A 20,634-nucleotide genomic window follows, 5' to 3' on the forward strand; every position below is an offset into this window, starting at 1 on the left:
ATGATACGCCAGCTCAGACTTAGGTTTGGCTAGAGGCGGGTTGCGCTGTTGCCGGCAACTCGGTTTCGGCGTCTGGGTGGAAGTAGCGGTAAATCTGGCGGGCCAGCTTGGGGCCAATGCCTGGCACCTGGGCCAACTGCTCTTCGGTGGCCACTTGAATGCGGGCAAGGGAGCGAAACGCCTCCATGAGCAGCTTTTGGCGCTGCTTGCCTAGGCCAGGGATCTCCTCCAGAACAGAAGCCTGTTGGCGCAGTTTCCGCTGCTGGCGATGGTAGGCAAGGGCAAAGCGGTGGGCCTCATCCCGTAGGCGCTGCAATAGCAGGCGAGCTGGATCTTGGGGCGGCAGCCGCAGCGGCTCGGGATCCCCAGGCCGAAAGATTTCCTCCTCCCGCTTGGCCAAGGCAATGACCGGCAGGTGATCTAGCCCCAGCTCCGCCAGAACAGCCATCACCGCGGCCAGTTGCCCTTTGCCCCCGTCGATGAGCACCAAGTCCGGCTGATCCTCAGGGGTCATTTTGCTAAAGCGACGCCGCGCCACCTCGGCATGGCTGGCAAAATCGTCGGAGTGGCCAGGACGCACCTCGGGGTTGCGAATCTTGTAGCGGCGGTAGTGCTGCTTGGCTGGCAGGCCGTCGATAAACACCACCTGGCTGCCCACCGCATCGGATCCCTGAATGTGGGAAATATCGTAGGCTTCCAGGCGGCGGGGGGCTGACGGCAGATCCAAAACTTCTGCCAAGCGCTCCAGGGCTGCTGCCTCCCGGTCTGCCAAGCGCTGGCTGCGGGCTAGCTCCAGCTGGGCGTTCCGCTCCACCAGTTCAATCAGCTCGGCTTTACTTTGCCGCTGGGGGGCAATGAGACTGACTTTGCGCCCCTTTTTTTGGCTTAGCCAAGACTCGAGAAAATCGCGATCCGGCAGCTCGTACTGCGTCAAGATTTCCGAGGGAATTTCCACCGGATCGCAGTACTGGTAATGCTCCTGCAAAACCCGCTGCAAAATCAGGGCTGGATCGTCGCCCCGGTTTTCGGCCACAAACCCCAGCCGACCCACCAGCTTGCCCGCTCGCACCTGAAACAACTGAATACAAGCCCGCGAGTCGTCCATCGCCAAGGCCAGAGCATCGCGGCTAACTGTCGAGTTGGGCAAAGACACCTTCTGGGATTCGCCCAACTGTTCTAGGCCGCGGATTTGATCCCGATACCGCGCTGCTGCCTCGTAATTTTCTTGCTCGGCCGCCTGGGCCATTTTCTCCTTCAACTCCCGGATGAGCTCGTCCGTCTGCCCCTGGAAGATCATCGCCACTTGAGCAACGGTCTTGCGATACTCCTCGGGGCTGATCAAGCCCTGACAGACACCAGGGCAACGCCCGATGTCGTAGTTCAAACAGGGGCGGTCTTTGTAAAGTGGCTTGGGACGCTGGCGCAAGGGAAAAATCCGCTTCACTAGCCCAAGGGTGTACCGCAGCAGGCCTACATCGGTATAGGGCCCGTAGTACTTATCTTGATTTCGGTCGAGACGGCGGTGGCGGGTAATGTAAATCTGAGGGTAAGGCTCTGACCATGTAATGCACAAATAGGGGTACTTCTTATCCTCTTTGAGGAGAACATTGTAGGGTGGCTGATAGGTTTTAATCAGATTGTCTTCTAGAGCCAGGGCCTCACTCTCGTTATCAGTTACAATGAACTCGATCTCGCACACCTGGGCTACCATGCGCTGAATGCGAGGGGGGAGATCCCCAAGGCAGCGAAAATAGGATCGCACCCTGGAGCGCAGCTTCTTAGATTTGCCCACATAGAGGATTTGATCGCTGGCATCTCGCATGAGGTAGACACCAGGCTCAGCCGGGATCTCCTTGAGCCGACTCTCCAGAAGCTCTGGGCTTTGGATGAGAGGGATAGTCATAGCGCTAGCCTCAGGGATCCTGGTTTTGCCCCCATCCCCTTTTCCGGCGGAAGGAGGGGAGTCAAAACTGTAACCCCAATCTAGCAACAGCCCTGCACCGCGGAGTGCAAGCGAGCTGGCTCAGGTAATATGGCTTGGCAAAGAGGGGTTTAGGGGTGAATCTGTACCGGGATCTGCTGCAGCCGCTACTGTTTTCCGGGCTAAGGGCTGACCCAGAAACCCTCAAGGTGGCGCTCCTACGCACCTTGGAGTGGCTAGATGTTACCCAGGCCACGGGGATCTTGAGTCTTTTGGAACGCCTCTTCTGCTATCGGGATCCCTGCTTGGAGGTGCGGCTGTGGGGGCTGAGCTTTCCCAATCCCCTGGGTCTCGCTGCAGGCTTGGATAAGGACGGCGTAGCTTTGGGAGTCTGGCCCCACCTGGGCTTTGGCTTTGTGGAGGTGGGCACCGTCACTCCCCAGCCCCAGCCAGGCAATCCAAAGCCGCGCCTATTTCGGCTGCCCCAGGATCGGGCTGCCCTCAATTGCATGGGCTTCAATAACCAGGGAGCAGCAGCTTTGGCCGAACGGCTGCGCCGGCTGCGTCAACGTCTTATCCCCATTGGCGTCAACCTGGGCAAAGGCAAAGCCACGCCGCTGGAAGCCGCCGCCACCGACTACCTGGCCAGCTTTCGGGTGCTGCGGGAGCTGGGGGACTATTTTGTGGTTAACGTCAGCTCCCCTAACACGCCAGGCTTGCGATCCCTGCAGGCTGCCGAGCACCTGGAGCCCATCCTGGCCGCTCTCCAAGAGGAAAACCAAGCCAAGAAGCCTCTTCTGGTCAAGATTGCCCCCGACCTAGACTGGCCAGAGATTGACGCCATTCTGGAGCTAGCTCAAGCCTACGGCCTGGCTGGGATCATCGCCACCAACACCACTCTGCGCCGCGACAACCTGAAAACCCGCTTCCTCCCTGGTCTAGGGCCTTTGACAACAGCAGCCGGCGGCATCAGCGGCGCCCCGCTGCGAGAGCGCTCCACCCAGATCATCCGCTACATCCACCAGGCCACGGGGGGACAGCTGCCCATTATCGGCGTGGGGGGCATCTTTACCCTAGACGACGCCCTGGAGAAGCTTGCTGCCGGCGCCAGTTTGCTCCAGGTCTATACCGGTTGGATCTATGAAGGGCCAAGCCTGGTTCCTCGCCTGCTGCGCGGCCTTGCTGCTAGCCGGCAGGGAGCCTGCTCGATCCCATCCGGGCGTAAGATTGTTGGTTAAGGATCCCCAAGGGAGCCTGCCGGTGAGCCTGCTGCAACACCTTTTCAAAACTTCCCATCCCGTTATCGGAGTGGTCCATCTGTTGCCGCTGCCCACCTCCCCCCGTTGGGGCGGCAACCTGGAGCAGGTTATTGCCCAAGCGGAACAGGCCGCCACGGCCTTGGCTGCAGGGGGCGTTCACGGGATCCTGGTCGAGAACTTCTACGATGCCCCTTTTGCCAAGGATCAGGTAGACGCGGCGGTGGTGAGCGCCATGACGGTAGTTGTCCAGCGGATTAAGACGTTGGTCTCCCTGCCCATCGGGATCAACGTCCTGCGCAACGATGGCTGTAGCGCTCTAGCCATTGCCGCCTGTGTGGGAGCGCAGTTTATCCGCGTCAACATCCTCTGCGGGGCAATGGTGACCGACCAGGGCCTCATCGAGGGGAATGCCTACCGCTTGCTGCGCTACCGCCGCGAGCTAGGGGCCCAAGACATTAAAATCTTCGCCGATGTGCTGGTAAAGCACGCCCAACCTCTCGGCCCCATTAGCCTTGAGGCGGCTATCCTGGATACAGTGGAGCGAGGTCTTGCCGATGCCATCATCGTCTCCGGCGAGGCGACCGGCAAGCCGCCTCTTCTAGAAGATCTAAAGCTAGCCCGCCAAGTTGCTCCTCAGGTACCCCTTCTCATTGGCTCAGGGGCCACCGCTGAGAACATCGGCACCCTCATCCAGCACGCCGATGGAGTGATCGTGGCCAGTTCCCTCAAGCGGCTGGCTCGTTCTGGGGGTATGCTGACAGGCCATGCAGAGCTTTTCCCCCTCATTGACCCCATTCGGGTGCGGGAATTTGTAGAGGCGTTGCAGCAGGCGGTGGGGGAGGGCCCCCCTGCCTCTACCTACTTAGCCACCCCTACTTCTAGTTGTAGCTAGACTTTGGGGGTTTCTCCTCATGCTGCCGTCTGACTACAGGGGCGGGGATTCTTCTAGTCCAGTACTTGAGTCCCTGGAGGAGAAGGCATGGAGCCAGCTTAAGGATCAGGTTCCCCGCCTTTGGGTCGTCGACGACGATTCGGTGACTCGCTGCTTCGTGGGCGGGGTTCTCAAAGCCTGTGGCTACCAGGTGGAAACCTGGGAAGATGGCCAGATGGCCTGGGAGCAGCTGCAGGCGCTCGACGAAAGCCAGTGGCCGGATATGGTGATCTGCGATTGGGTGATGCCCAAGCTGTCAGGGCTGGAGTTCTGTCGCCGTCTCAAGGGATCCACCGCTGGCCAGTTTGTCTACTTCATTTTCCTCACGGCCCGCTCTGAACTCAAGGATTGCCTTCAGGGGTTGGAGGCGGGGGCAGATGAGTTTATCGCCAAGCCGGTGGCTCCTGAGGAACTGCGGGCACGGGTGCAGGCAGGGCTGCGTTTACAGCGGCTTGTCCAAGCTTTGGCTCAGGCCAACCGACAACTGCAAGCCCGCAACGAGCTGTTGGAGTCTCTGGCTTTGACGGATCCCTTGACTGGAGCCTTGAACCGCCGCGCCCTTGACCAGGCACTGCCCCGTTTGCTGCAGCAGGTGGGGCCGCAAGGGAAAGCCCGCTACCGCTACCTCTGCCTATTGATGCTGGATGTGGATCACTTCAAGCAGATCAACGACACCTACGGCCACTTCATCGGCGACTGCGTCCTCCAGGCCATTGTTGAACGGCTGCAGCAGCACCTCCGCCCCTCCAGCCTGCTCTACCGCTACGGCGGGGAGGAATTTGTCTGCGTTACCCCTGGTCTAAGCCCCTCGCGCTGTCAACGGTATGCTGAGTCGCTGCGCCAGGCTATCGCCAGCCGTCCCGTTGAGGTTTCACCCCGTCGCAGACTGCCCGTAACCATCAGCATTGGCGGGGTCGTGATTAGCGAAGATCACCCCCTGCCGCCAGAGGTTGCCCTCCAGCAAGCCGATGAGGCCCTCTACCAAGCCAAACGGGCAGGACGCAACCGGCTGCAGCTTTTCTGGCCACCAGCACCCTTTTCGGGGAATACGTCGGAGGAGGCGGGGAGGGGATTCCTCTGAGGGGCTTTACGGGCTGCTGTTAGCTTCTAGGCTGAGATCGGCAGTGGGAGCAATTTTGCTGAGCTTAATCTTGGGATTGCTACTGACAAATTGCTGCAGAGTCCATTCATTCTTAAAGAGCAGAACCGGCCTATCCTGAACATCCTTGACAATCAGAGTGTTAAACAGACTGGGAAGATCCCGAAGAGCCTCCCAGCCGTTTTCTACCCAGCGAGCCAGCGTGTAGGGCAGCATCTCCAGGCGGGTTTCAACGTTGTATTCATGTTCCAGGCGGTACTGCAGCACCTCAAACTGCAACTGGCCCACCGCGGCCACGATTGGATCCCGTTTGGATTCGTCAAGGGAGTACATAATTTGCACCGCCCCTTCTTCCCGCAGCTCTGACACCCCTTTCTGAAACTGTTTAAATTTGGAGGGGTTGGGATTTTTGAGATAGGCAAAAAGCTCCGGGGAAAAGCTTGGGATCCCGGCGTAGCGCAGCTTTGGGCCAGTGTAGAGCGTATCCCCAATTGTAAAGAGGCCAGGGTTATTTAGGCCAATCACATCCCCAGGGTAAGCTTCGTCAATGGAGATGCGCTCTTGAGCAAACAATTTCTGTGGGTAGGATAGGCGGATGGGGCGGTTGAGGCGGGCATGGTTGACCACCATGTCTTTCTCGAACTTGCCGGAGCAGATGCGCACAAAAGCAATGCGATCCCGGTGGCGGGGATCCATATTGGCCTGCAGCTTAAAGACAAAGCCTGTGAACTCAGGATACTCTGGAGAAATCAGCCCAGCCGTACTTTCGTGGGGCATTGGCGGCAGGGAGTACTCCAAAAACGCATTGAGAAACAGCTCCACCCCAAAATTGGTCATGGCGCTGCCGAAAAAGACAGGAGTTTGTTTCCCAGCATGGACCTGTTTGAGATCCAAACTGGGCATAAGGCCATCCAGGATCTCCAATTCTTCCTTAAATCGGTAGTAGAGATCTTTTTCGATTAGGTCTTCCACTTGGGGATCCCCGAGTTTAATAACTGTATCTTTGACTCGTAGCCGTCCCCCGGAGACTCGCTCAAAGAAGTGAAACTCGTGAGTGCGTCGGTCAAACAAAGCTGTGAAGCGCTCCCCTGAGCCAATGGGCCAGGTAACAGGATAGGGCTTAAGGCCCAGCTCGCTCTCGATTTCGTCCATGAGCTCGAGGGGATCCCGGCTGGGGCGATCCATCTTGTTGATGAAGGTAAAAATCGGCAGCCGCCGCATTTGACAGACTTCAAACAACTTGCGGGTTTGGGGTTCTAGCCCTTTGCCGGCATCTTCTAGCATCACGGCGTTGTCCACTGCCGCCAGGGTTCGGTAGGTGTCTTCGCTAAAGTCCTGGTGGCCGGGGGTATCGAGGAGGTTGAGGCGAAAGTTGCGATAGTCAAATTGGAGCACCGTCGAGGTGATGGAGATACCCCGCTGTCTTTCCAGTTCCATCCAGTCGGAGGTAACCCGCTTTTGAGCGCGGCGGGCCTTCACGGCTCCAGCCTCCTGAATGGCTCCTCCGTACAGCAACAGCTTTTCCGTAAGGGTGGTCTTTCCAGCATCGGGGTGGGAGATGATGGCAAAAGTGCGCCGCTGCTGGATGGCTTTGGCCAGGTCTACTTCCTTCATCGTCAAGAAGCTCCTCTAGGTCAACCAGGGCGCTGGCAGCATCCAGTTTCCCGCCTTAGAGGGAGGAGAGAAAGCGGTGCAGTCGCTCCAGACCTTTTTCCAGGGTGACGCGGTCGGCGGCGTAGGAGAGGCGAATACAGTGATCGGCTCCGAAGGCCACCCCTGGCACGGCAGCTACATGGTGCTCTTTGAGCAGCCGTTGGCAGAACTCCACCGAGCTCAAGCCGGTCTGGCTGATGTTGAGAAAGATGTAAAATGCGCCCTCTGGCTCCGGACAGCTTACCTTTGGCAGGGTGCGGATCCCCTCCAGCATCAGATCCCGCCGCCGCCAGAACTCTTGGCGCATCTTTTCTACCGCTGGCGCTGAAAGGGGGCTGGTGAGGGCCTCTAGGGCGCCGTATTGGGCGAAGGTGCAGACGTTGGAGGTGCTGTGGCTTTGCAGGCTGATGGCCGCCTCGACGATGGGCTTTGGCCCTGCCAAGTAGCCGATGCGCCAGCCGGTCATGGCATAAGCTTTGGCAAAGCCGCTGCTAAGGATAGTGCGCGGCAGCAGCTCTGGAGAGAGGGATCCCAGGCTGAGGTGGCGAGCTTCGCCGTAGACGAGCTTCTCGTAGATCTCGTCGCAGACCACGTAGAGATGGGGAACTGAGAGGATCACCTCCGCCAGCGCCTCCAGCTCGTGCCGGTGATAGACAGCGCCGGTGGGGTTGGCTGGCGAGTTAAGAATGAGCAACTTGCTGCGGGGGGTGAGGGCCTGACGTAGCTGGTCGGCAGTGAGCTTGAAGCCCTGGGCCTCTTGGGTCTGAACCCGCACCACTTGAGCGCCTGCCAGAGCCACCATTTCGGGATAGCTGACCCAGTAGGGGACGGGCAGGATGACCTCATCCCCTGGATCCAGCAGCACCATGGCCAGGTTAAACAGGGTTTGCTTGCCGCCGTTGCTAATCAAGATCTGCTCGGGGCTATAGTCCAGGCCGTTTTCCCGACGCAGCTTGTCGGCTACCGCCTGGCGCAAGGCGGGGATCCCAGCGGTGGGGCCGTAGCGGGTCTTGCCTTCCTGCAGGGCGCGAATGGCAGCCGCCCGAATATGTTCAGGGGTGTCAAAGTCCGGCTCGCCGGCGCTCAGGATACAGACGTCCAGACCCTCTGCCTGCATGGCTTTGGCCAGGGCCGAGATCGACAGCGTTGCCGAAGGGGAAAGGCGGGCAACCCGTTGGGACAAGCCAGCAGCAGACACCATCAGTTAGGGATCCTGGGGTACAGTTGGGCTAGTTCTCAGCACCTAGGCTACGGCTGTCAAGAGGCGGCTGCCATCCACCAGCAGCAGCTTGTGACCTTCCCGCTCCGCCAGCAGATCCCAGAACTCCCCCGCTGTAGCCCCTGGCAAAAACCCTTCCAGGCGTAGCCGCAGGGGGGGAAATTGTTTGCTCCCCTGAGGCTTGCGCCGCACTGCTACCCAGATGTAGCCTTCGTGGGGCTCGACAACGCCGCGAATGTTAAAGCCTTCCTCCGCATCTTCAGGGGCAGGCAAAAAAGGCTCATCTTCTGCCGCTGGGTCTTGCTCCTCCTCTGGCAGAGCCAGGATGCGGATGACGCCTAGGCCCAGAGTGCCCCCCGAGCGCGGCTGGGGCTGCACGTAGTACCAGTAGGTGCGGCCGCTCTCAATACAGTGGGTAAAAGGGCGCAGCAGCCCGGCGCGGCCAGGGGTGGCTGGGTACTCCACGCCATCGCTGGCAACCAGCGTCGCCTGGGCATAGGTCTTCGGGATTGGCTTCAGGGATCCCTTAATCAAGCCCAGCGCGCGGAACTGGTAGGGGTGGGCAGGGGGGGGAATAGGGTTCATAGGGCCTAGGCAACGAAGGCAGAGCCTCTAGGTCTTAATCTAACTTTAATCTTATGGCGATAGCCTCCCCAAGAAGTATAGGAGGCTGCTAGTCCAGCAAAAATTGCACCCACTTTGGCGGCGGTGGCAGCGGACAGCGGAAGTGCTCCATGACCAAGGCTGCCACCAAATGCACAGTAAATGCATAGACAAGGGAGTTAAAGGCAATAAACCCTAGGACCACCACCTGAACCATCCAAGGTTCCGCCACCCAGTACAGGCCGAATCGGCCCAGAGACACGTCCAGCAGCCAGTTGGTCAGGCCAGTGAGCTGGATGGTGAGATAGATCCAGAGGTTTTCTCCCAGCAGCAGCGAGGAGAGCAGCAATTGGAAAACCAGACCAAAAGTGCTGAGGGCAGCGCCGCTGACCACCGAGAGATACCAGGAGAGGCGTTGCCGCCACAGGCAGGCACACCAATAGCCTAGAAGGCCGTAGGGAATGACATAGAGGATACTGCGGGTGGGCCCCATCAGCACCGTCAGCAGCAAGGCGGAGACCCCCAGCGCCATGGCCCCAGTGCGGGGATCCCAGCGCATCACGGCCAGTGCCACCGGGATAGGGAAAAACAGGCGCATAAGCGGGGCCAGCGGCGTGTAGCTCAAGATCCAGATCAAAGCGGCAGTGCTGGCCAAGAAAGCCGTCTCCACCACCCTCAACGCAGGAGAAGGGGGTGGCGAGGGGGGTAAAGGGGGAGAATCACCCTGCACAGGAGGCTCAGCTAGGAAAAGACATCTGTTCCCAGCTTAGGCCAGCAGTGGCCGAGTTGGCGGAGTGGGATCTTGGCGCCAGGCGCAAGCTCTGGCACCCTCCCAGCGCACCTGCCAAACTTGGCCTGCCACCGCCACTGCATCCCCTGGGCGCAACTTGCGCCCCCGCCGGGTTTCCACCTCGCCGTTGACGCGCACCTGCCCCGCCTGGATGAGCTGCTTAGCCCGCCCGCCGGTGGGGACAACTCCCGTGAGCTTGAGAAATTGACCCAGCTTAATGTAGGGATCTCCCCCTCCAGAAGCTCGAGCCGTTGTGGCCATAGCGTTCTTGCTCGTCGGCTAATTCCATTCTCAGGCGCTCTGCTGGCAAGGTGCTGAGATGGCCTAGGGCTGCAAAGCTGAGGTCGCCGGAGCTTCTGCAGTCGACCAGAACTCGTAGGCGGCCTGGGAGAGTTTGGCAATCAGCTCCTCCGCTCTGGGATCGTTGGGGGTTTCCCGCTTCACCCACACCGCTGCTATGTAACGCCGCCCGTTGGGCAGATCGAGGATCCCGGCATCTCCAACCACCGAGCTAAGGGTTCCCGTCTTGTGGGCAATGCGCACTTCTGGGTCTAGGCCAGGGCGAAAGTAGGAGGGCCGCTGCGTGCGCCAGAGGATGTCCAAAAAGCGGTCGCGGCTGCGACGGCTAAGCAGGCGCCCCTGCTCCACTTGGCTGAGCAGCCAGACCATATCGCGCGGGCTACTGGTGTTGGCGCCCTCTAGATCTGGCAGCCATTGAGAAATCTGCGTGTGTTGCAGTCCCCACTGGCGAAACTTTTGGTTAAGGGCTTCTCGACCGCCCAGGCGATCCAGGATCAAGTTGGCGGCGAAGTTATCGCTGACGGTGCTCATGAGGGTGGCTGCCTCAAGAGCAGAGACCTGGGATCCCATAGGACGGGTTTGCAAAAGGCCAGCTCCCCCCCCCTTGAGCTCTTCCCGCAGCGTTAGCTTTTCATCTAGCCGCACCTGCCCAGTGTCCACTGCCTGCAAAAAGGCTAGGAGAATCGGGATCTTGAGGACACTAGCGGCAGGAAAAACCTGATCCGGCCTCACCCCCGCAAAGGCGCCAGTTTCCACCTCCCAAAACAAGGCTCCCACCGTCAGGCCCGGCTGGTCGGCCAGGGCCGCTAAGCGCTCCTGCAAAGCAGGGATTTCCTCTCCTTTGAGGAAGTCTGTGGGCAAGGCAGGGGGGGGATCCCCAGATCCTGCTGCCACCTGCTCTGTCTGGGGAGGGGCGGTGGATTGCAGCAGGCGCGACAGGCCAGCCATCGTCAGACCCAGAATTAGGCTGAAGCCCAAGCCCCTGAGCAGCACCTCCTTAAAAGCCCTGGGCCGGCGTAGGCGAGAGGGACGAGTTGCCCGTTGGCGCACTCGGGCAAGGGCCTTTTGGCGAGAAAGGCGCAAGAGGGATCCCGCAGCAGGTAGCAGACGCTCAGAAGCAAGGTGTTGATGAGGCCCTGCCTGCCGGGATCTTTCTGGAGCTGAGCTGCTGCCTCTTCCCTCCCTTCCTCTAGCCATGCCTGCCCCAACGCCACTCTTTTGGCCAATAATGGCAACTTGCCTCCGGAACCTCAGTTTAACAAAGCACCCCCTGGCCAACCCAGCCATAGCCGGGGGGAACCTGCCCCGGTGTAGAGTCGGAGGGGGGCTAGTTGGCTATCCTGAAAGTAGGCTCTTGGGAAAAACTTTCCAGCTCCTGCGCTTGGTTCCCCACCCCACCGCTGGAGCTGGGGGAGGCGACGATGGCTAACTACAACCGCGGCATTATGCAGTTCAAGGGGGCGGATAGCCCCATTGTGGTGCTGATCTCGGCCAGCGTTGTGGCGGGGGTCGTCTCGGCCTTGATCTGGTGGGCCCTGCACTTTGCCTACGCAGCTTGAGATGCCATCTCTGCAACCCGGGGAGGTGGAGGTAGAGGCGGCAACCGTCGACGGGCAACGGCTGGGCTGGGAAGAGGCAGTTCAGCAGCGCCTGAGGCGTTCTTTGCTGCAGTGGTACCGCAAGGAAGGCCGGGATCTGCCCTGGCGGCGCACCCGAGATCCCTACGCCATCTGGGTAGCGGAAGTGATGCTGCAACAGACCCAGGTGGCTACCGTGATCCCCTACTTTCAGCGCTGGATGGAGGCTTTGCCCGGGATCCCCGACTTGGCGGCAGCCTCCCAAGAGCAGGTGCTGAAATTGTGGGAAGGCCTGGGCTACTACCGGCGGGCGCTAAATCTGCACAAAGCCGCTCAAATCCTGATGCGGGAACATGAAGGGCAGTTTCCCCGCGATCTGCAGCAGGTGCTGGCGCTGCCAGGGATCGGGCGCACGACAGCTGGGGGCATTCTCAGCGCTGCCTTTGACCTACCCCTGCCGATTTTGGAGGGGAACGTCAAGCGGGTGTTGGCTCGCCTGGTGGCTTTGCCCCAGCCACCAAGTCGCTGCCTGCCTCTCTTGTGGCGGCTTTCGCAGCAATTACTGGATCCCGAGCAGCCGCGCACCTTTAACCAGGCTCTGATGGACTTGGGCGCTACTGTCTGCCGGCCCAGGCGGCCTCGCTGTGGTCAGTGCCCTTGGCAGGCCGATTGCGCCGCTTACCATCGAGGTCAACAGCACCACCTGCCTATGGCTGAACCCCGTCCCTTGCGCCCTCACAAACAGATTGCGGTGGCCATTGTCCTGCGGGAGAACGAGATCCTCATCGATCGGCGCCCGGAAAGCTCGATGCTCAGCGGCCTGTGGGAGTTCCCCGGTGGCAAGATCGAGCCGGGAGAAACCCCTGCGGAGTGTGTGGTGCGGGAAGTGAAAGAGGAAGTGGGCATTGACATCGCCGTGGTAGCGCCGCTAGCCACCGTTGAGCATGCCTACACCCATTTCACCATCACCCTCATGGCTTTTATCTGCCGCTATTTGGGCGGAGAAGCTCAGCCTTTACAATGCAGTGAAGTCCGCTGGGTCAAACCGGCAGAGCTGTCGCAGTTTCCTTTTCCAGCAGCTAACCAAAAGCTATTTCCCTACCTGTACACTTGGCTAGAAGAACACGGGCTTTGCCAGGAGCCCAAAAGATCTTTGCCAGGATGATACCTAATCGCTGCAGTGAGGCGCGGATATGCTGGTCACTTTGGAGAAAGCAGGGGAGATTCTCGCCAAGGGATCCCATACGGCCATTCCGACCACCGATGGCAAGGTTGCTCTGGTGCCCAAGGGAAAAGAAGACCTCAAGCTAACAGCTGCCGAAGCCATTAACTTGATGTTCTATGTCGTTCGCTCCACTGACCCTCCGGAAAAGGTGATGGTGCAACTGCAGGAAGCTGTGGCCAAAGCACAAGCCCCCGATCCCGCCGAAGAGCGCGCCAGAAGATATCGGGAAATTCGCGGCGTCTAGCCGGAGGGGGCGCACGCATTTTGGCCTAGAGGCGGCTGCGCAGTTTGTAGCTCTCTAGAGTGTTGGCCAGCAGCATGGTTACCGTCATCGGCCCCACGCCACCCGGTACGGGTGTGATGGCGGCAGCCCGCTCTTTGACTGCCTCGTAGTCCACATCTCCCACCAACTGCTCCGACCCGTCAGGGCCTTGGATGCGGTTAATGCCTACATCGACGACCACGGCCCCTGGCTTTACCATTTCTGCCTTGAGCAGGCGGGGACGCCCCACCGCCATGACCACAATGTCGGCACTGCGGGTTACTTCGGCCAAGTTGGGTGTGCGGGAGTGGGCCACGGTAACTGTGGCGTCGGCGGCCAACAGCATCAAGCTCAAGGGCTTGCCCACCAGAAGGCTGCGGCCGACCACCACCGCTTTTCGTCCGGCAACCGGGATCCCTTCTGCCTCCAGCAGGCGCATCACGCCTAATGGGGTACAACTGCGCAGGCCGGGCTCGCCGCGCACCAGCCGGCCCAGGTTGAGGGGGTGGAGGCCGTCCACGTCCTTGGCAGGATCGATGGCTAGAAGAGGCGGGATGGGATCCCAGCCAGGGGGCAGCGGCAGTTGCACCAGGATGCCATCGACGCGCTCGTCCCGGTTGAGTTGGGCAATGGTGTCGAGCAGATGGGCGGGGGAGTCCTGGGCGGAAAAATGGCGACCAAAGGAGGCGATGCCCACCCGCTCACAGGCCCGCTCTTTGCCGCGCACGTAGGCAGCACTGGCAGGATCCTCTCCAACTCGCAGCACTGCCAACCCTGGGGGGCGCCCCACCCGCGGGAGCCAAGCTTGCACTTGGGCAGCCATCTCGGCTTGCAGGCGAGCAGCTAAGGCTTTGCCATCCAAGATCTTGGCAGCCATGGAGGGCGCCCCACGAGGTCTTGACAACTTGACTATCTTCAGGAGCTCGGCTCCCTTCGTCAAGCCTTGCTGCCGTCGAGAACCAGCAGCACGGGCATTTATGTCCCTAGAACTCGCGCAGCTCTTCTTCGTCGTCGGGTCCTAGCTGCTCAATGATGATCTCCACTTGCTGCCGTTTTTCCTCCAAAAACTCGGCGCAGCGCTTTAGGGTTTGGGCGGCCTGCTGGAAGCGCTCCACCACCTCCTCCAGATCCAGCTCCCCCGATTCAATCTGGGCAATCAAACTTTCTACTTCGGCAATGGCTGCCTCGTAGCGCCAGGGATCCTCACGTTTGCGGCGGCTCATGGCTCTCCTCCACTCGAACCCAGAAGCTTCCCCCGGCCAGCTCTATGCACAGGCGAGTCTGAGGCGGCAGGCAGGGGTTGCGGACGAGAGATCCCCGCTCGTCGCGCACGAGGGCGTAGCCCCGCCGGAGGACGGCCGCGGGATCGAGGGCTTGGAGGTGCTGCTGGAGAGCTTGGTGGCGCTGTTGTTGCTCTTGAAGGCGATGGCGCACGGCCTGAACTAGGCGCTGTTGCCGTTGCAGCAGGTGCTTCTGGGCCTGGTGCAGCAGCCGCTCGGGATGAATTTGGAGCAGACGGTGGTGGGCATGGTGCAGGCGCTCCTGGGCCTTCTCCAAAACCTGCAGGGTGCAGGTGACCAGCCGCTGCCGGAGCTGGGATCCCTGGCGCTGCAATTCCCGCAGATCCGGCACAACCCGTTCGGCTGCCGCTGTGGGGGTGTGGGCCGCATAGTCAGCGGCGTAGTCCGCCAAGGTCTCATCCCGCTGGTGGCCGATCCCAGTTACCACCGGAATGCGGCATTCGGCAATGGCCCGCACCACCCGTTCATCGTTAAAGCAGGCCAAATCCTCGCCGGCTCCGCCTCCTCGGGCAATCAGCAGCACCTCCGCCCGCCCATCCCGTTCCACCCGGCGAATGGCCCGCACAATGGACTCGGGGGCCGCTTCCCCTTGCACTTGAGCTGGCGAAAACAGCACCCGCAGCCCCGGGTAGCGCTGGTTGAGGGTGCGGCGGATATCTCCCCAGCCGGCGGCGTCGGGAGAGCTGACGACAGCAATGCACTGAGGGTGGGTGGGCAGAGGCCGCTGGTTGTCGAACAGGCCTTCGGCGGCCAGGCGGGCCTTGAGCTGCTGGAAGCGCCACGCCAGGAGGCCTTCCCCTGCTGGCAGCAGTTGCCAGATGACCAGGCGGTAGTAGCTGCCGCCGCTGTAGATGCCAACTTGCCCCAGCGCCAGCACCTGTTGACCCACTTTTGGCCAGAAGCTGAGCCGGGCCGTCTGACTTTGCCACACAACCCCCCTGAGGACGTCGCCGCTTTCTGGATCCACCAGGGTCAGGAACAGGTGGCCCGTGTGGTTGCGCTGACAACTGGAGACTTCTCCAACCACCCACAGCCGGGTCAAATAGGGATCCCCGCCCAGCAGCGACTTGAGGTAGCGGGACACTCCCCCAACCGAGAGGAGGGGAACTTCCTCGCCCAGCAGGGACTCTATCACCTCCTCCAGGTTACTGCGGTTAGCCAGAGCCCTTGCTTGTGGATCGGGATTCGGCATACGCAGCTCCCGAATACCGCTGGGAATGTCCGAGACCCCATCTAGAATAGGCGACGACAAACCAAGGGAGGAGGTGGCTACGGTGACTTTTGCCCATTGGCTGGGGCTGGGGGCGCTGCTGGGCCTGTTGGCGCTGCTCTGGCAGATTCGACAGATCCTGCTGCTGGTGTTTGCAGCCATCGTCCTGGCAGTAGCCTTGGATACTCTAGCCCAGATTCCCCAGCGCTACGGCTTTCGCCGCGGCCCCTCCCTTCTCATCACGGGCTTGACGGTTTTGGTGGGCGCGGTCTTGGTGGGGCTCATCGTGGTGCCGCCTCTACTGGAGCAGTTGCGCCGGCTGTTGACCGACGTGGTGCCTGCGGGGATTGTGCAGGCGCAGCGGCTGTTTGAGAGCCTAATCCTCTTGCTGCCGACCGACCTTGAGCTGCCGACGCTGCGGGAGTTGGCCAATAGTCTTGTGCCCCAGGCCACCGAATTGGTGCGCCAGGTGCGCGACTTTTTCTCCCAGTCCTTCACTGCTTTCTTTGCCACCCTGCTCAACTTCTTGTTTGTGATCATCCTCACCATCTTGCTGTTGTTAGATCCCCCGGCCTACAGCCGCGCCTTTGTTTCCGTTTTCCCGGCCTTCTACCGCCCCCGCGTTCGCTACATCCTCAAGCGCTGCGAGCTGGTGCTGCGGGGCTGGCTGGTGGGGATCTTGTTTACCAGCACCTTGGTGATGGTGCTAAGCGGCATTGGCCTCTGGATTTTGGGTGTGCCCCTGATCCTAGCCAACGCGGTGCTAGCGGGCCTGTTTAACTTCATCCCCAACATTGGCCCCACCCTGAGCGTGGTCGCCCCAATGCTGGTGGCCCTCACCGACGCCCCCTGGAAGTCCCTAGCAGTGCTAGGGCTGTACATCTTCATCCAGCAGCTTGAAAGCAGCGTCTTTACCCCGCTTGTCATGTCGCGCCAGGTGTCGCTTTTGCCCGCCTTGACGCTGATAGCTCAAATCACCTCGGCCTTTTTCTTCGGGGTGCTGGGCCTATTCTTGGCCGTGCCCTTGGCGGCCATCCTGCAGGTGTGGATCCAGGAGGTGCTGATTCGAGATGTGCTGGATCCCTGGCGAGGCCCGCGAGCCCGCCCCTTGCTCCTGTCTGAGCTGGAAAGGGATGGGAGCTCGCCCTCCCGGCAGCCGGAGAGAACAGATCCCAGGCTGCTCCCCCCCTCGGGCAGAGAGGTTTAAAGCGTCAAGCTCCTTAACATTTGTCCTAGAACCGCAAAAGCGCTCCTATAGTGAGGATCCCCCTCTCCGTGTTGGGATGGGAAGCGCCATGTCCCACTTCACCACCCTGCAAGTGCAGATTAAAGATGCCGAGCTGCTGGAAGAAACCCTGAAGGAATTGGGCTACAGCGTGGAGCGGAACGCCAGCCTGCGGGGCTACCTCTGGAACCGCACCCACGCCGACTTGGTGATCCGGCAAAAGAACGGCTTCGACATTGGCTTTCGCCGCAAGGGGGATCACTACGAGCTGGTGGCCGATCTCTGGGGAGCCGGCATCGATCCCCAGACGTTCCTAGCGCCGATTTTGCAGCGCTACGCCTACAAAAGCCTGCTGCGCTCGGCCCAGCAACAGGGCTATGCCATCGAGGCGGAAGAGCGCCTGGAAGATGGCACTATCCGCGTGGTGGTGGGGCGCTGGGTGTAACTGAGCCCACCTCCGCCGATGAACAGCAATCCTCAGCCAGCGGTGGGGTCTAGCCCTCGCCCTTGGGATCTGGTGTTGGGAGGACAAGCTGCCGCCAGCGGTGCCCCGCCTTACGCCTTGGTCTTAGGGGGTCTTGAGGGGGCGCGGCGGCGGCTCACTCGGGGTGAGGAGGCGGTGCGTCTAGCCACCTTGCCCCAGTTGCTGCAGTACGGGCCGGCAGGTCTAGCGGAGCTAGTAGCAGCCCTGGCCGGCAACAGCTCCTGGGCGGTGCGCTTGGCGGCGTGGCGGCTGCTCTCCCAGCTCGAGCAACCCGAGGCAGAGGAAGCGTGTCGGACCTACAGCCCCTTTCGGCCGGTGGGAGGAGCACAGGGGGTAATCGTGGCCTATCGGCGCGGGGAGCGAGACTTTGCCTACGCCGACTTGGAGGGAGTGGATCTGCAGGAGGCACGGCTGGGGGGTGCCAACTTCTACGAAGCCAATTTGAGAAAGGCTAACCTGCGCCTTTGCAACTTCAACGGCGCCCACCTGCGCCAAGCGGATCTGCGCCAGGCCAATTTGCAAGGGGCTAAGCTCAGTGGCGCCCTCCTAGAAGGAGCGGATCTGCGGGGGGCCGACCTGAGGGGGGTAAAAGTCAGTGGCACCAGCCTGCGCGGATCCCAGCTTTCAGACGCCACCCACTTGGAGGAGCGGCTGCGTCACATCTGGCAGTTGCAAAACTGGGGGGGAGAGGGGCAGGATCTGGCCGGCCAAGACCTCAGCAAAGCTGACCTGCGGGGGCTGGTGCTGCGGCAAATTTGTCTAAGGGGAGCCAACCTCAAGGGGGCGGATCTGCGCGGATCCAACCTGGAGGAAGCGGATCTGCGGGGGGCCAATTTGCAGCGGGCAGATCTCCGGGGGGCCAACTTGCAGAATGCCGACCTAGAGGGGGCTGATCTCCGCGGCGCCGAGCTGCGCCAGGCCCAGTTGCAGGGAGCTAACTTGCGCCGCGCCGACCTCAGCGGGGCTAATTTGGAGCAAGCCAACCTAGAAGGCGCCCAGATCGAGGGCCTCAAGCACAGCGGCGCCCGGATTGCTGGCCTGATCTTCCCCGACGGCACCCCCCTCAAGCCTTGGTGGTGGTAGGCCGACCCTTCCTCCCAAATCCAAAGGAATCCCAAGATCCCCTCGCCCTTCTCCAAACCTAGCTCACCATGGGAGTAGAGATACCTAGGGGGTGGAGCTATGGTTTTGGCAGAACAGCTCTCGAGAAAACCGCTCACCGACGAGGAACTGCGCAAGATCGACGCCTACTGGCGGGCTGCCAACTACTTGTCAGTGGGGCAGATCTACTTGATGGACAATCCGCTGCTGCGGGAGCCCTTGAAGCCAGAACACGTGAAGCCGCGCCTACTAGGGCACTGGGGCACTACTCCAGGGCTGAACTTTATTTACGTGCACCTCAACCGCATCATCAAGCGGGAAAACCTCAACGTCCTCTACATCACCGGCCCCGGCCACGGCGGCCCTGCCCTAGTGGCCAACACCTACTTGGAAGGCACCTACAGCGAGGTGTACCCCAACATCACCCAGGATGTCGAAGGTCTGCGCAAGCTCTTTAAGCAGTTCTCCTTCCCCGGCGGCGTGCCCAGCCATGCGGCTCCGGAAACCCCCGGCTCCATCCATGAGGGGGGGGAACTGGGCTATGCCCTAGCCCACGCCTTTGGGGCAGCCTTTGACAACCCCGATCTGCTGGTGGCCTGTGTGGTAGGGGATGGAGAAGCGGAAACCGGCCCTCTAGCTGCCTCCTGGCACTCCAACAAGTTTCTCAACCCCATCCGCGACGGGGCGGTGCTGCCCATTCTCCACCTCAACGGCTACAAGATTGCCAACCCCACCATCCTGGGCCGCCTCAGCCGCGAAGAGCTGCAAAGCCTGTTTGTGGGCTACGGCTACAAGCCTTACTTCGTGGAGGGCTCCGAGCCGGCAGAAATGCACCAGTTGATGGCCGCCACCCTCGACACCGTTATCCATGAAATCCAAGAAATCCAGCACTATGCCCGCAGCAAGGGGGATCCTACCCGTCCGCAGTGGCCGATGCTCATCCTGCGCACCCCCAAAGGTTGGACTGGCCCCAAAGAGGTGGACGGCAAAAAGGTAGAGGACTTCTGGCGCTCCCACCAGGTACCGCTGGCGGATCTGGCCCAAAAGCCGGAGCACCTCAAGATCCTGGAAGAATGGCTGCGCAGCTACAGGCCAGAAGAGCTCTTCGACGAAAACGGCCGCCTGCTCCCCGAGCTGCAGGAGCTAGCTCCCAAGGGGGAAAAGCGCATGGGCGCCACTCCCTATGCCAACGGCGGCTTGCTGACGCGGGAGCTGAGGATGCCAGATTTCCGCCGCTACGCCGTAGACGTCCCGCGCCCTGGCACCACGGAAGCCGAGGCCACCAAGGTGCTGGGGCAATTCTTGCGGGATGTGATGAAGCTCAACCCCCACAACTTCCGCCTCTTTGGCCCTGACGAGACCGCTTCCAACCGGCTGGATGCCGTGTTTGAGGCCAGTGACCGCACCTGGGTGGCCCCTACCTACGACTACGACGAGTACCTCTCCCCCGATGGGCGGGTTATGGAGATCCTGAGCGAGCACGTCTGTCAGGGCTGGCTGGAGGGCTACCTGTTGACCGGTCGCCACGGCTTCTTCTCCTGCTACGAGGCCTTCATTCACCTGGTGGACTCGATGTTTAACCAACATGCCAAGTGGCTGAAAACCTCCCGGCACATCCCCTGGCGGCGGCCCATCCCTTCCCTCAACTACCTGCTGACTTCCCACGTGTGGCGGCAGGATCACAACGGCTTCAGCCACCAGGATCCCGGCTTTCTGGATCACGTGGTCAACAAGAAAGCCGATGTTATCCGCGTCTACCTGCCCCCCGATGCCAACACCCTGCTCTCAGTGGCGGATCACTGCCTGCGCAGCCGCCACTACGTCAATGTCATCGTGGCGGGGAAACAGCCGGCTCTGCAGTACCTGGACATGGACGCCGCCATCAAGCACTGCACCCAGGGCTTGGGGATCTGGGAGTGGGCCAGCAACGACCAGGGCTCGGAGCCGGATGTGGTCATGGCCTGCTGCGGCGATGTGCCGACGATGGAGACCCTGGCGGCGGTGGACTTCTTGCGGCAGCACCTGCCGGACATCAAGATCCGGGTGGTGAACGTGGTAAACCTGATGAAGCTGCAGCCGCCCAGCGAACACCCCCACGGCATCAGCGACAAGGAGTTTGTCAGCATCTTCACCCCCGACAAGCCCATCGTGTTTGCCTTCCACGGCTATCCTTGGCTGATTCACCGCCTCACCTACCGCCGCCCCAACCACCACAACCTCCACGTGCGCGGCTACAAGGAGGAAGGCACCACCACCACTCCCTTCGACATGTGCGTCCTCAACCAGGTGGATCGCTTTAACCTGGCCAACGATGTATTGGAGCGGGTGGAGCGCTTCAAATACCGACGGGATCACCTCCAGCAGTTGATTCGGGACAAGCTGGTGGAGCACAAACACTACATCCGCGAGCATGGAGAAGATCTGCCGGAGGTGCGCAACTGGAAGTGGCCCTACTAGGGGATCCCCCTCTGAGC

General features: G+C 61.0%; 20 protein-coding genes. 10 read left to right on the forward strand and 10 right to left on the reverse strand.

All coding sequences use genetic code 11. The features are described from left to right. Nucleotides 1–19 precede the first annotated feature (19 nt). Nucleotides 20–1,903 (reverse strand): excinuclease ABC subunit UvrC, encoded by a 1,884-nt coding sequence (gene uvrC, locus NW804_RS04560; RefSeq protein WP_414422966.1) that lies wholly within the window; start codon nt 1,901–1,903, stop codon nt 20–22. 155 nt (nt 1,904–2,058) lie between these two features. On the opposite strand from uvrC, the gene NW804_RS04565 reads away from it, so the two are divergent. The 3 genes from NW804_RS04565 to NW804_RS04575 are packed head-to-tail and all read left to right on the forward strand — an operon-like array spanning nt 2,059 to nt 5,192. Next, the gene (locus NW804_RS04565) at nt 2,059–3,159 is read left to right on the forward strand and encodes a quinone-dependent dihydroorotate dehydrogenase (protein ID WP_414422991.1); all 1,101 of its coding nucleotides are present in this window, start codon (nt 2,059–2,061) and stop codon (nt 3,157–3,159) included. Nucleotides 3,160–3,181: 22 nt separating this feature from the next. Continuing rightward, nucleotides 3,182–4,072, forward strand: coding sequence for a photosystem I biogenesis protein BtpA (gene btpA, locus NW804_RS04570; RefSeq protein WP_414406263.1), 891 nt, complete (start codon nt 3,182–3,184; stop codon nt 4,070–4,072). Nucleotides 4,073–4,091: 19 nt separating this feature from the next. Continuing rightward, the gene (locus NW804_RS04575) at nt 4,092–5,192 is read left to right on the forward strand and encodes a diguanylate cyclase (RefSeq protein ID WP_414422967.1); all 1,101 of its coding nucleotides are present in this window, start codon (nt 4,092–4,094) and stop codon (nt 5,190–5,192) included. Between the two features lie 6 nt (nt 5,193–5,198). Here the strand turns inward: NW804_RS04575 and NW804_RS04580 are convergent, their stop codons facing one another. From NW804_RS04580 to NW804_RS04605, 6 genes are all read right to left on the reverse strand, one after another. Continuing rightward, entirely contained in the window at nt 5,199–6,824 is a 1,626-nt protein-coding gene (locus tag NW804_RS04580; RefSeq protein WP_414419911.1) for a peptide chain release factor 3, read from the reverse strand. 55 nt (nt 6,825–6,879) lie between these two features. Further along, nucleotides 6,880–8,064, reverse strand: a complete 1,185-nt coding sequence (locus NW804_RS04585; RefSeq protein ID WP_414395767.1) for a pyridoxal phosphate-dependent aminotransferase — start codon at nt 8,062–8,064, stop codon at nt 6,880–6,882. A gap of 42 nt (nt 8,065–8,106) precedes the next feature. Beyond that, complete coding sequence (locus NW804_RS04590; protein ID WP_414422968.1) at nt 8,107–8,667, reverse strand: hypothetical protein; 561 nt, start codon at nt 8,665–8,667, stop codon at nt 8,107–8,109. A gap of 88 nt (nt 8,668–8,755) precedes the next feature. Further along, a complete protein-coding gene (locus NW804_RS04595; protein ID WP_414406259.1) occupies nt 8,756–9,415 on the reverse strand; it encodes a DUF2232 domain-containing protein in 660 nt (219 codons plus the stop codon). 36 nt (nt 9,416–9,451) lie between these two features. Continuing rightward, the gene (locus tag NW804_RS04600; protein WP_414395762.1) at nt 9,452–9,736 is read right to left on the reverse strand and encodes an RNA-binding S4 domain-containing protein; all 285 of its coding nucleotides are present in this window, start codon (nt 9,734–9,736) and stop codon (nt 9,452–9,454) included. A gap of 63 nt (nt 9,737–9,799) precedes the next feature. Beyond that, nucleotides 9,800–10,858 (reverse strand): serine hydrolase, encoded by a 1,059-nt coding sequence (locus NW804_RS04605; RefSeq protein ID WP_414422969.1) that lies wholly within the window; start codon nt 10,856–10,858, stop codon nt 9,800–9,802. A gap of 248 nt (nt 10,859–11,106) precedes the next feature. Between NW804_RS04605 and NW804_RS04610 the strand changes: the two genes are divergently transcribed. From NW804_RS04610 to NW804_RS04620, 3 genes are read left to right on the forward strand one after another with little or no spacing between them, the layout of a single operon-like run. Then, nucleotides 11,107–11,334: a hypothetical protein gene (locus NW804_RS04610; RefSeq protein WP_414410399.1), complete on the forward strand. Its 228-nt coding sequence runs from the start codon at nt 11,107–11,109 to the stop codon at nt 11,332–11,334. Nucleotide 11,335: 1 nt separating this feature from the next. Next, nucleotides 11,336–12,517 (forward strand): A/G-specific adenine glycosylase, encoded by a 1,182-nt coding sequence (gene mutY / locus NW804_RS04615; RefSeq protein ID WP_414422970.1) that lies wholly within the window; start codon nt 11,336–11,338, stop codon nt 12,515–12,517. A gap of 28 nt (nt 12,518–12,545) precedes the next feature. Next, entirely contained in the window at nt 12,546–12,821 is a 276-nt protein-coding gene (locus NW804_RS04620) for a hypothetical protein (protein WP_414410397.1), read from the forward strand. 25 nt (nt 12,822–12,846) lie between these two features. Here NW804_RS04620 and folD read toward each other — a convergent pair whose 3' ends face one another. From folD to xseA, 3 genes are all read right to left on the reverse strand, one after another. Next, nucleotides 12,847–13,716, reverse strand: a complete 870-nt coding sequence (folD, locus tag NW804_RS04625; RefSeq protein WP_414422971.1) for a bifunctional methylenetetrahydrofolate dehydrogenase/methenyltetrahydrofolate cyclohydrolase FolD — start codon at nt 13,714–13,716, stop codon at nt 12,847–12,849. Between the two features lie 106 nt (nt 13,717–13,822). Continuing rightward, a complete protein-coding gene (gene xseB, locus NW804_RS04630; protein ID WP_414395752.1) occupies nt 13,823–14,062 on the reverse strand; it encodes an exodeoxyribonuclease VII small subunit in 240 nt (79 codons plus the stop codon). Then, on the reverse strand, nt 14,043–15,332 hold the full coding sequence (xseA, locus tag NW804_RS04635) for an exodeoxyribonuclease VII large subunit (RefSeq protein WP_414410395.1): 1,290 nt from the start codon (nt 15,330–15,332) through the stop codon (nt 14,043–14,045). Before xseA ends, xseB begins: the two co-directional genes overlap by 20 nt. A gap of 73 nt (nt 15,333–15,405) precedes the next feature. Here xseA and NW804_RS04640 point away from each other — a divergent pair, with 73 nt between their 5' ends. The 4 genes from NW804_RS04640 (at nt 15,406) to NW804_RS04655 (ending at nt 20,617) form a co-directional block, all read left to right on the forward strand. Then, nucleotides 15,406–16,557, forward strand: a complete 1,152-nt coding sequence (locus tag NW804_RS04640; RefSeq protein WP_414422972.1) for an AI-2E family transporter — start codon at nt 15,406–15,408, stop codon at nt 16,555–16,557. 88 nt (nt 16,558–16,645) lie between these two features. Next, entirely contained in the window at nt 16,646–17,020 is a 375-nt protein-coding gene (locus NW804_RS04645; protein ID WP_414395746.1) for a DUF1257 domain-containing protein, read from the forward strand. A gap of 18 nt (nt 17,021–17,038) precedes the next feature. Further along, nucleotides 17,039–18,142 carry a pentapeptide repeat-containing protein gene (locus tag NW804_RS04650; protein ID WP_414422973.1) on the forward strand — a complete coding sequence of 368 codons (1,104 nt, stop codon included), beginning with the start codon at nt 17,039–17,041 and terminating at the stop codon, nt 18,140–18,142. A gap of 99 nt (nt 18,143–18,241) precedes the next feature. Continuing rightward, nucleotides 18,242–20,617: a phosphoketolase gene (locus NW804_RS04655; RefSeq protein ID WP_414422974.1), complete on the forward strand. Its 2,376-nt coding sequence runs from the start codon at nt 18,242–18,244 to the stop codon at nt 20,615–20,617. The last annotated feature ends 17 nt before the right edge of the window (nt 20,618–20,634 follow it).

Source organism: Synechococcus sp. WC10meta (assembly GCF_047461475.1).

Bases quoted from the DNA above. Each gene is read 5' to 3' on its own strand.
- xseA (WP_414410395.1), bottom strand. From the start codon at position 15,332: ATGCCGAATCCCGATCCACAAGCAAGGGCTCTGGCTAACCGCAGTAAC.
- mutY (WP_414422970.1), top strand. From the start codon at position 11,336: ATGCCATCTCTGCAACCCGGGGAGGTGGAGGTAGAGGCGGCAACCGTC.
- xseB (WP_414395752.1), bottom strand. From the start codon at position 14,062: ATGAGCCGCCGCAAACGTGAGGATCCCTGGCGCTACGAGGCAGCCATT.
- NW804_RS04585 (WP_414395767.1), bottom strand. From the start codon at position 8,064: ATGGTGTCTGCTGCTGGCTTGTCCCAACGGGTTGCCCGCCTTTCCCCT.
- NW804_RS04600 (WP_414395762.1), bottom strand. From the start codon at position 9,736: ATGGCCACAACGGCTCGAGCTTCTGGAGGGGGAGATCCCTACATTAAG.
- NW804_RS04650 (WP_414422973.1), top strand. From the start codon at position 17,039: ATGAACAGCAATCCTCAGCCAGCGGTGGGGTCTAGCCCTCGCCCTTGG.
- NW804_RS04575 (WP_414422967.1), top strand. From the start codon at position 4,092: ATGCTGCCGTCTGACTACAGGGGCGGGGATTCTTCTAGTCCAGTACTT.
- NW804_RS04580 (WP_414419911.1), bottom strand. From the start codon at position 6,824: ATGAAGGAAGTAGACCTGGCCAAAGCCATCCAGCAGCGGCGCACTTTT.
- NW804_RS04620 (WP_414410397.1), top strand. From the start codon at position 12,546: ATGCTGGTCACTTTGGAGAAAGCAGGGGAGATTCTCGCCAAGGGATCC.
- NW804_RS04645 (WP_414395746.1), top strand. From the start codon at position 16,646: ATGTCCCACTTCACCACCCTGCAAGTGCAGATTAAAGATGCCGAGCTG.
- NW804_RS04590 (WP_414422968.1), bottom strand. From the start codon at position 8,667: ATGAACCCTATTCCCCCCCCTGCCCACCCCTACCAGTTCCGCGCGCTG.
- uvrC (WP_414422966.1), bottom strand. From the start codon at position 1,903: ATGACTATCCCTCTCATCCAAAGCCCAGAGCTTCTGGAGAGTCGGCTC.
- NW804_RS04655 (WP_414422974.1), top strand. From the start codon at position 18,242: ATGGTTTTGGCAGAACAGCTCTCGAGAAAACCGCTCACCGACGAGGAA.
- folD (WP_414422971.1), bottom strand. From the start codon at position 13,716: ATGGCTGCCAAGATCTTGGATGGCAAAGCCTTAGCTGCTCGCCTGCAA.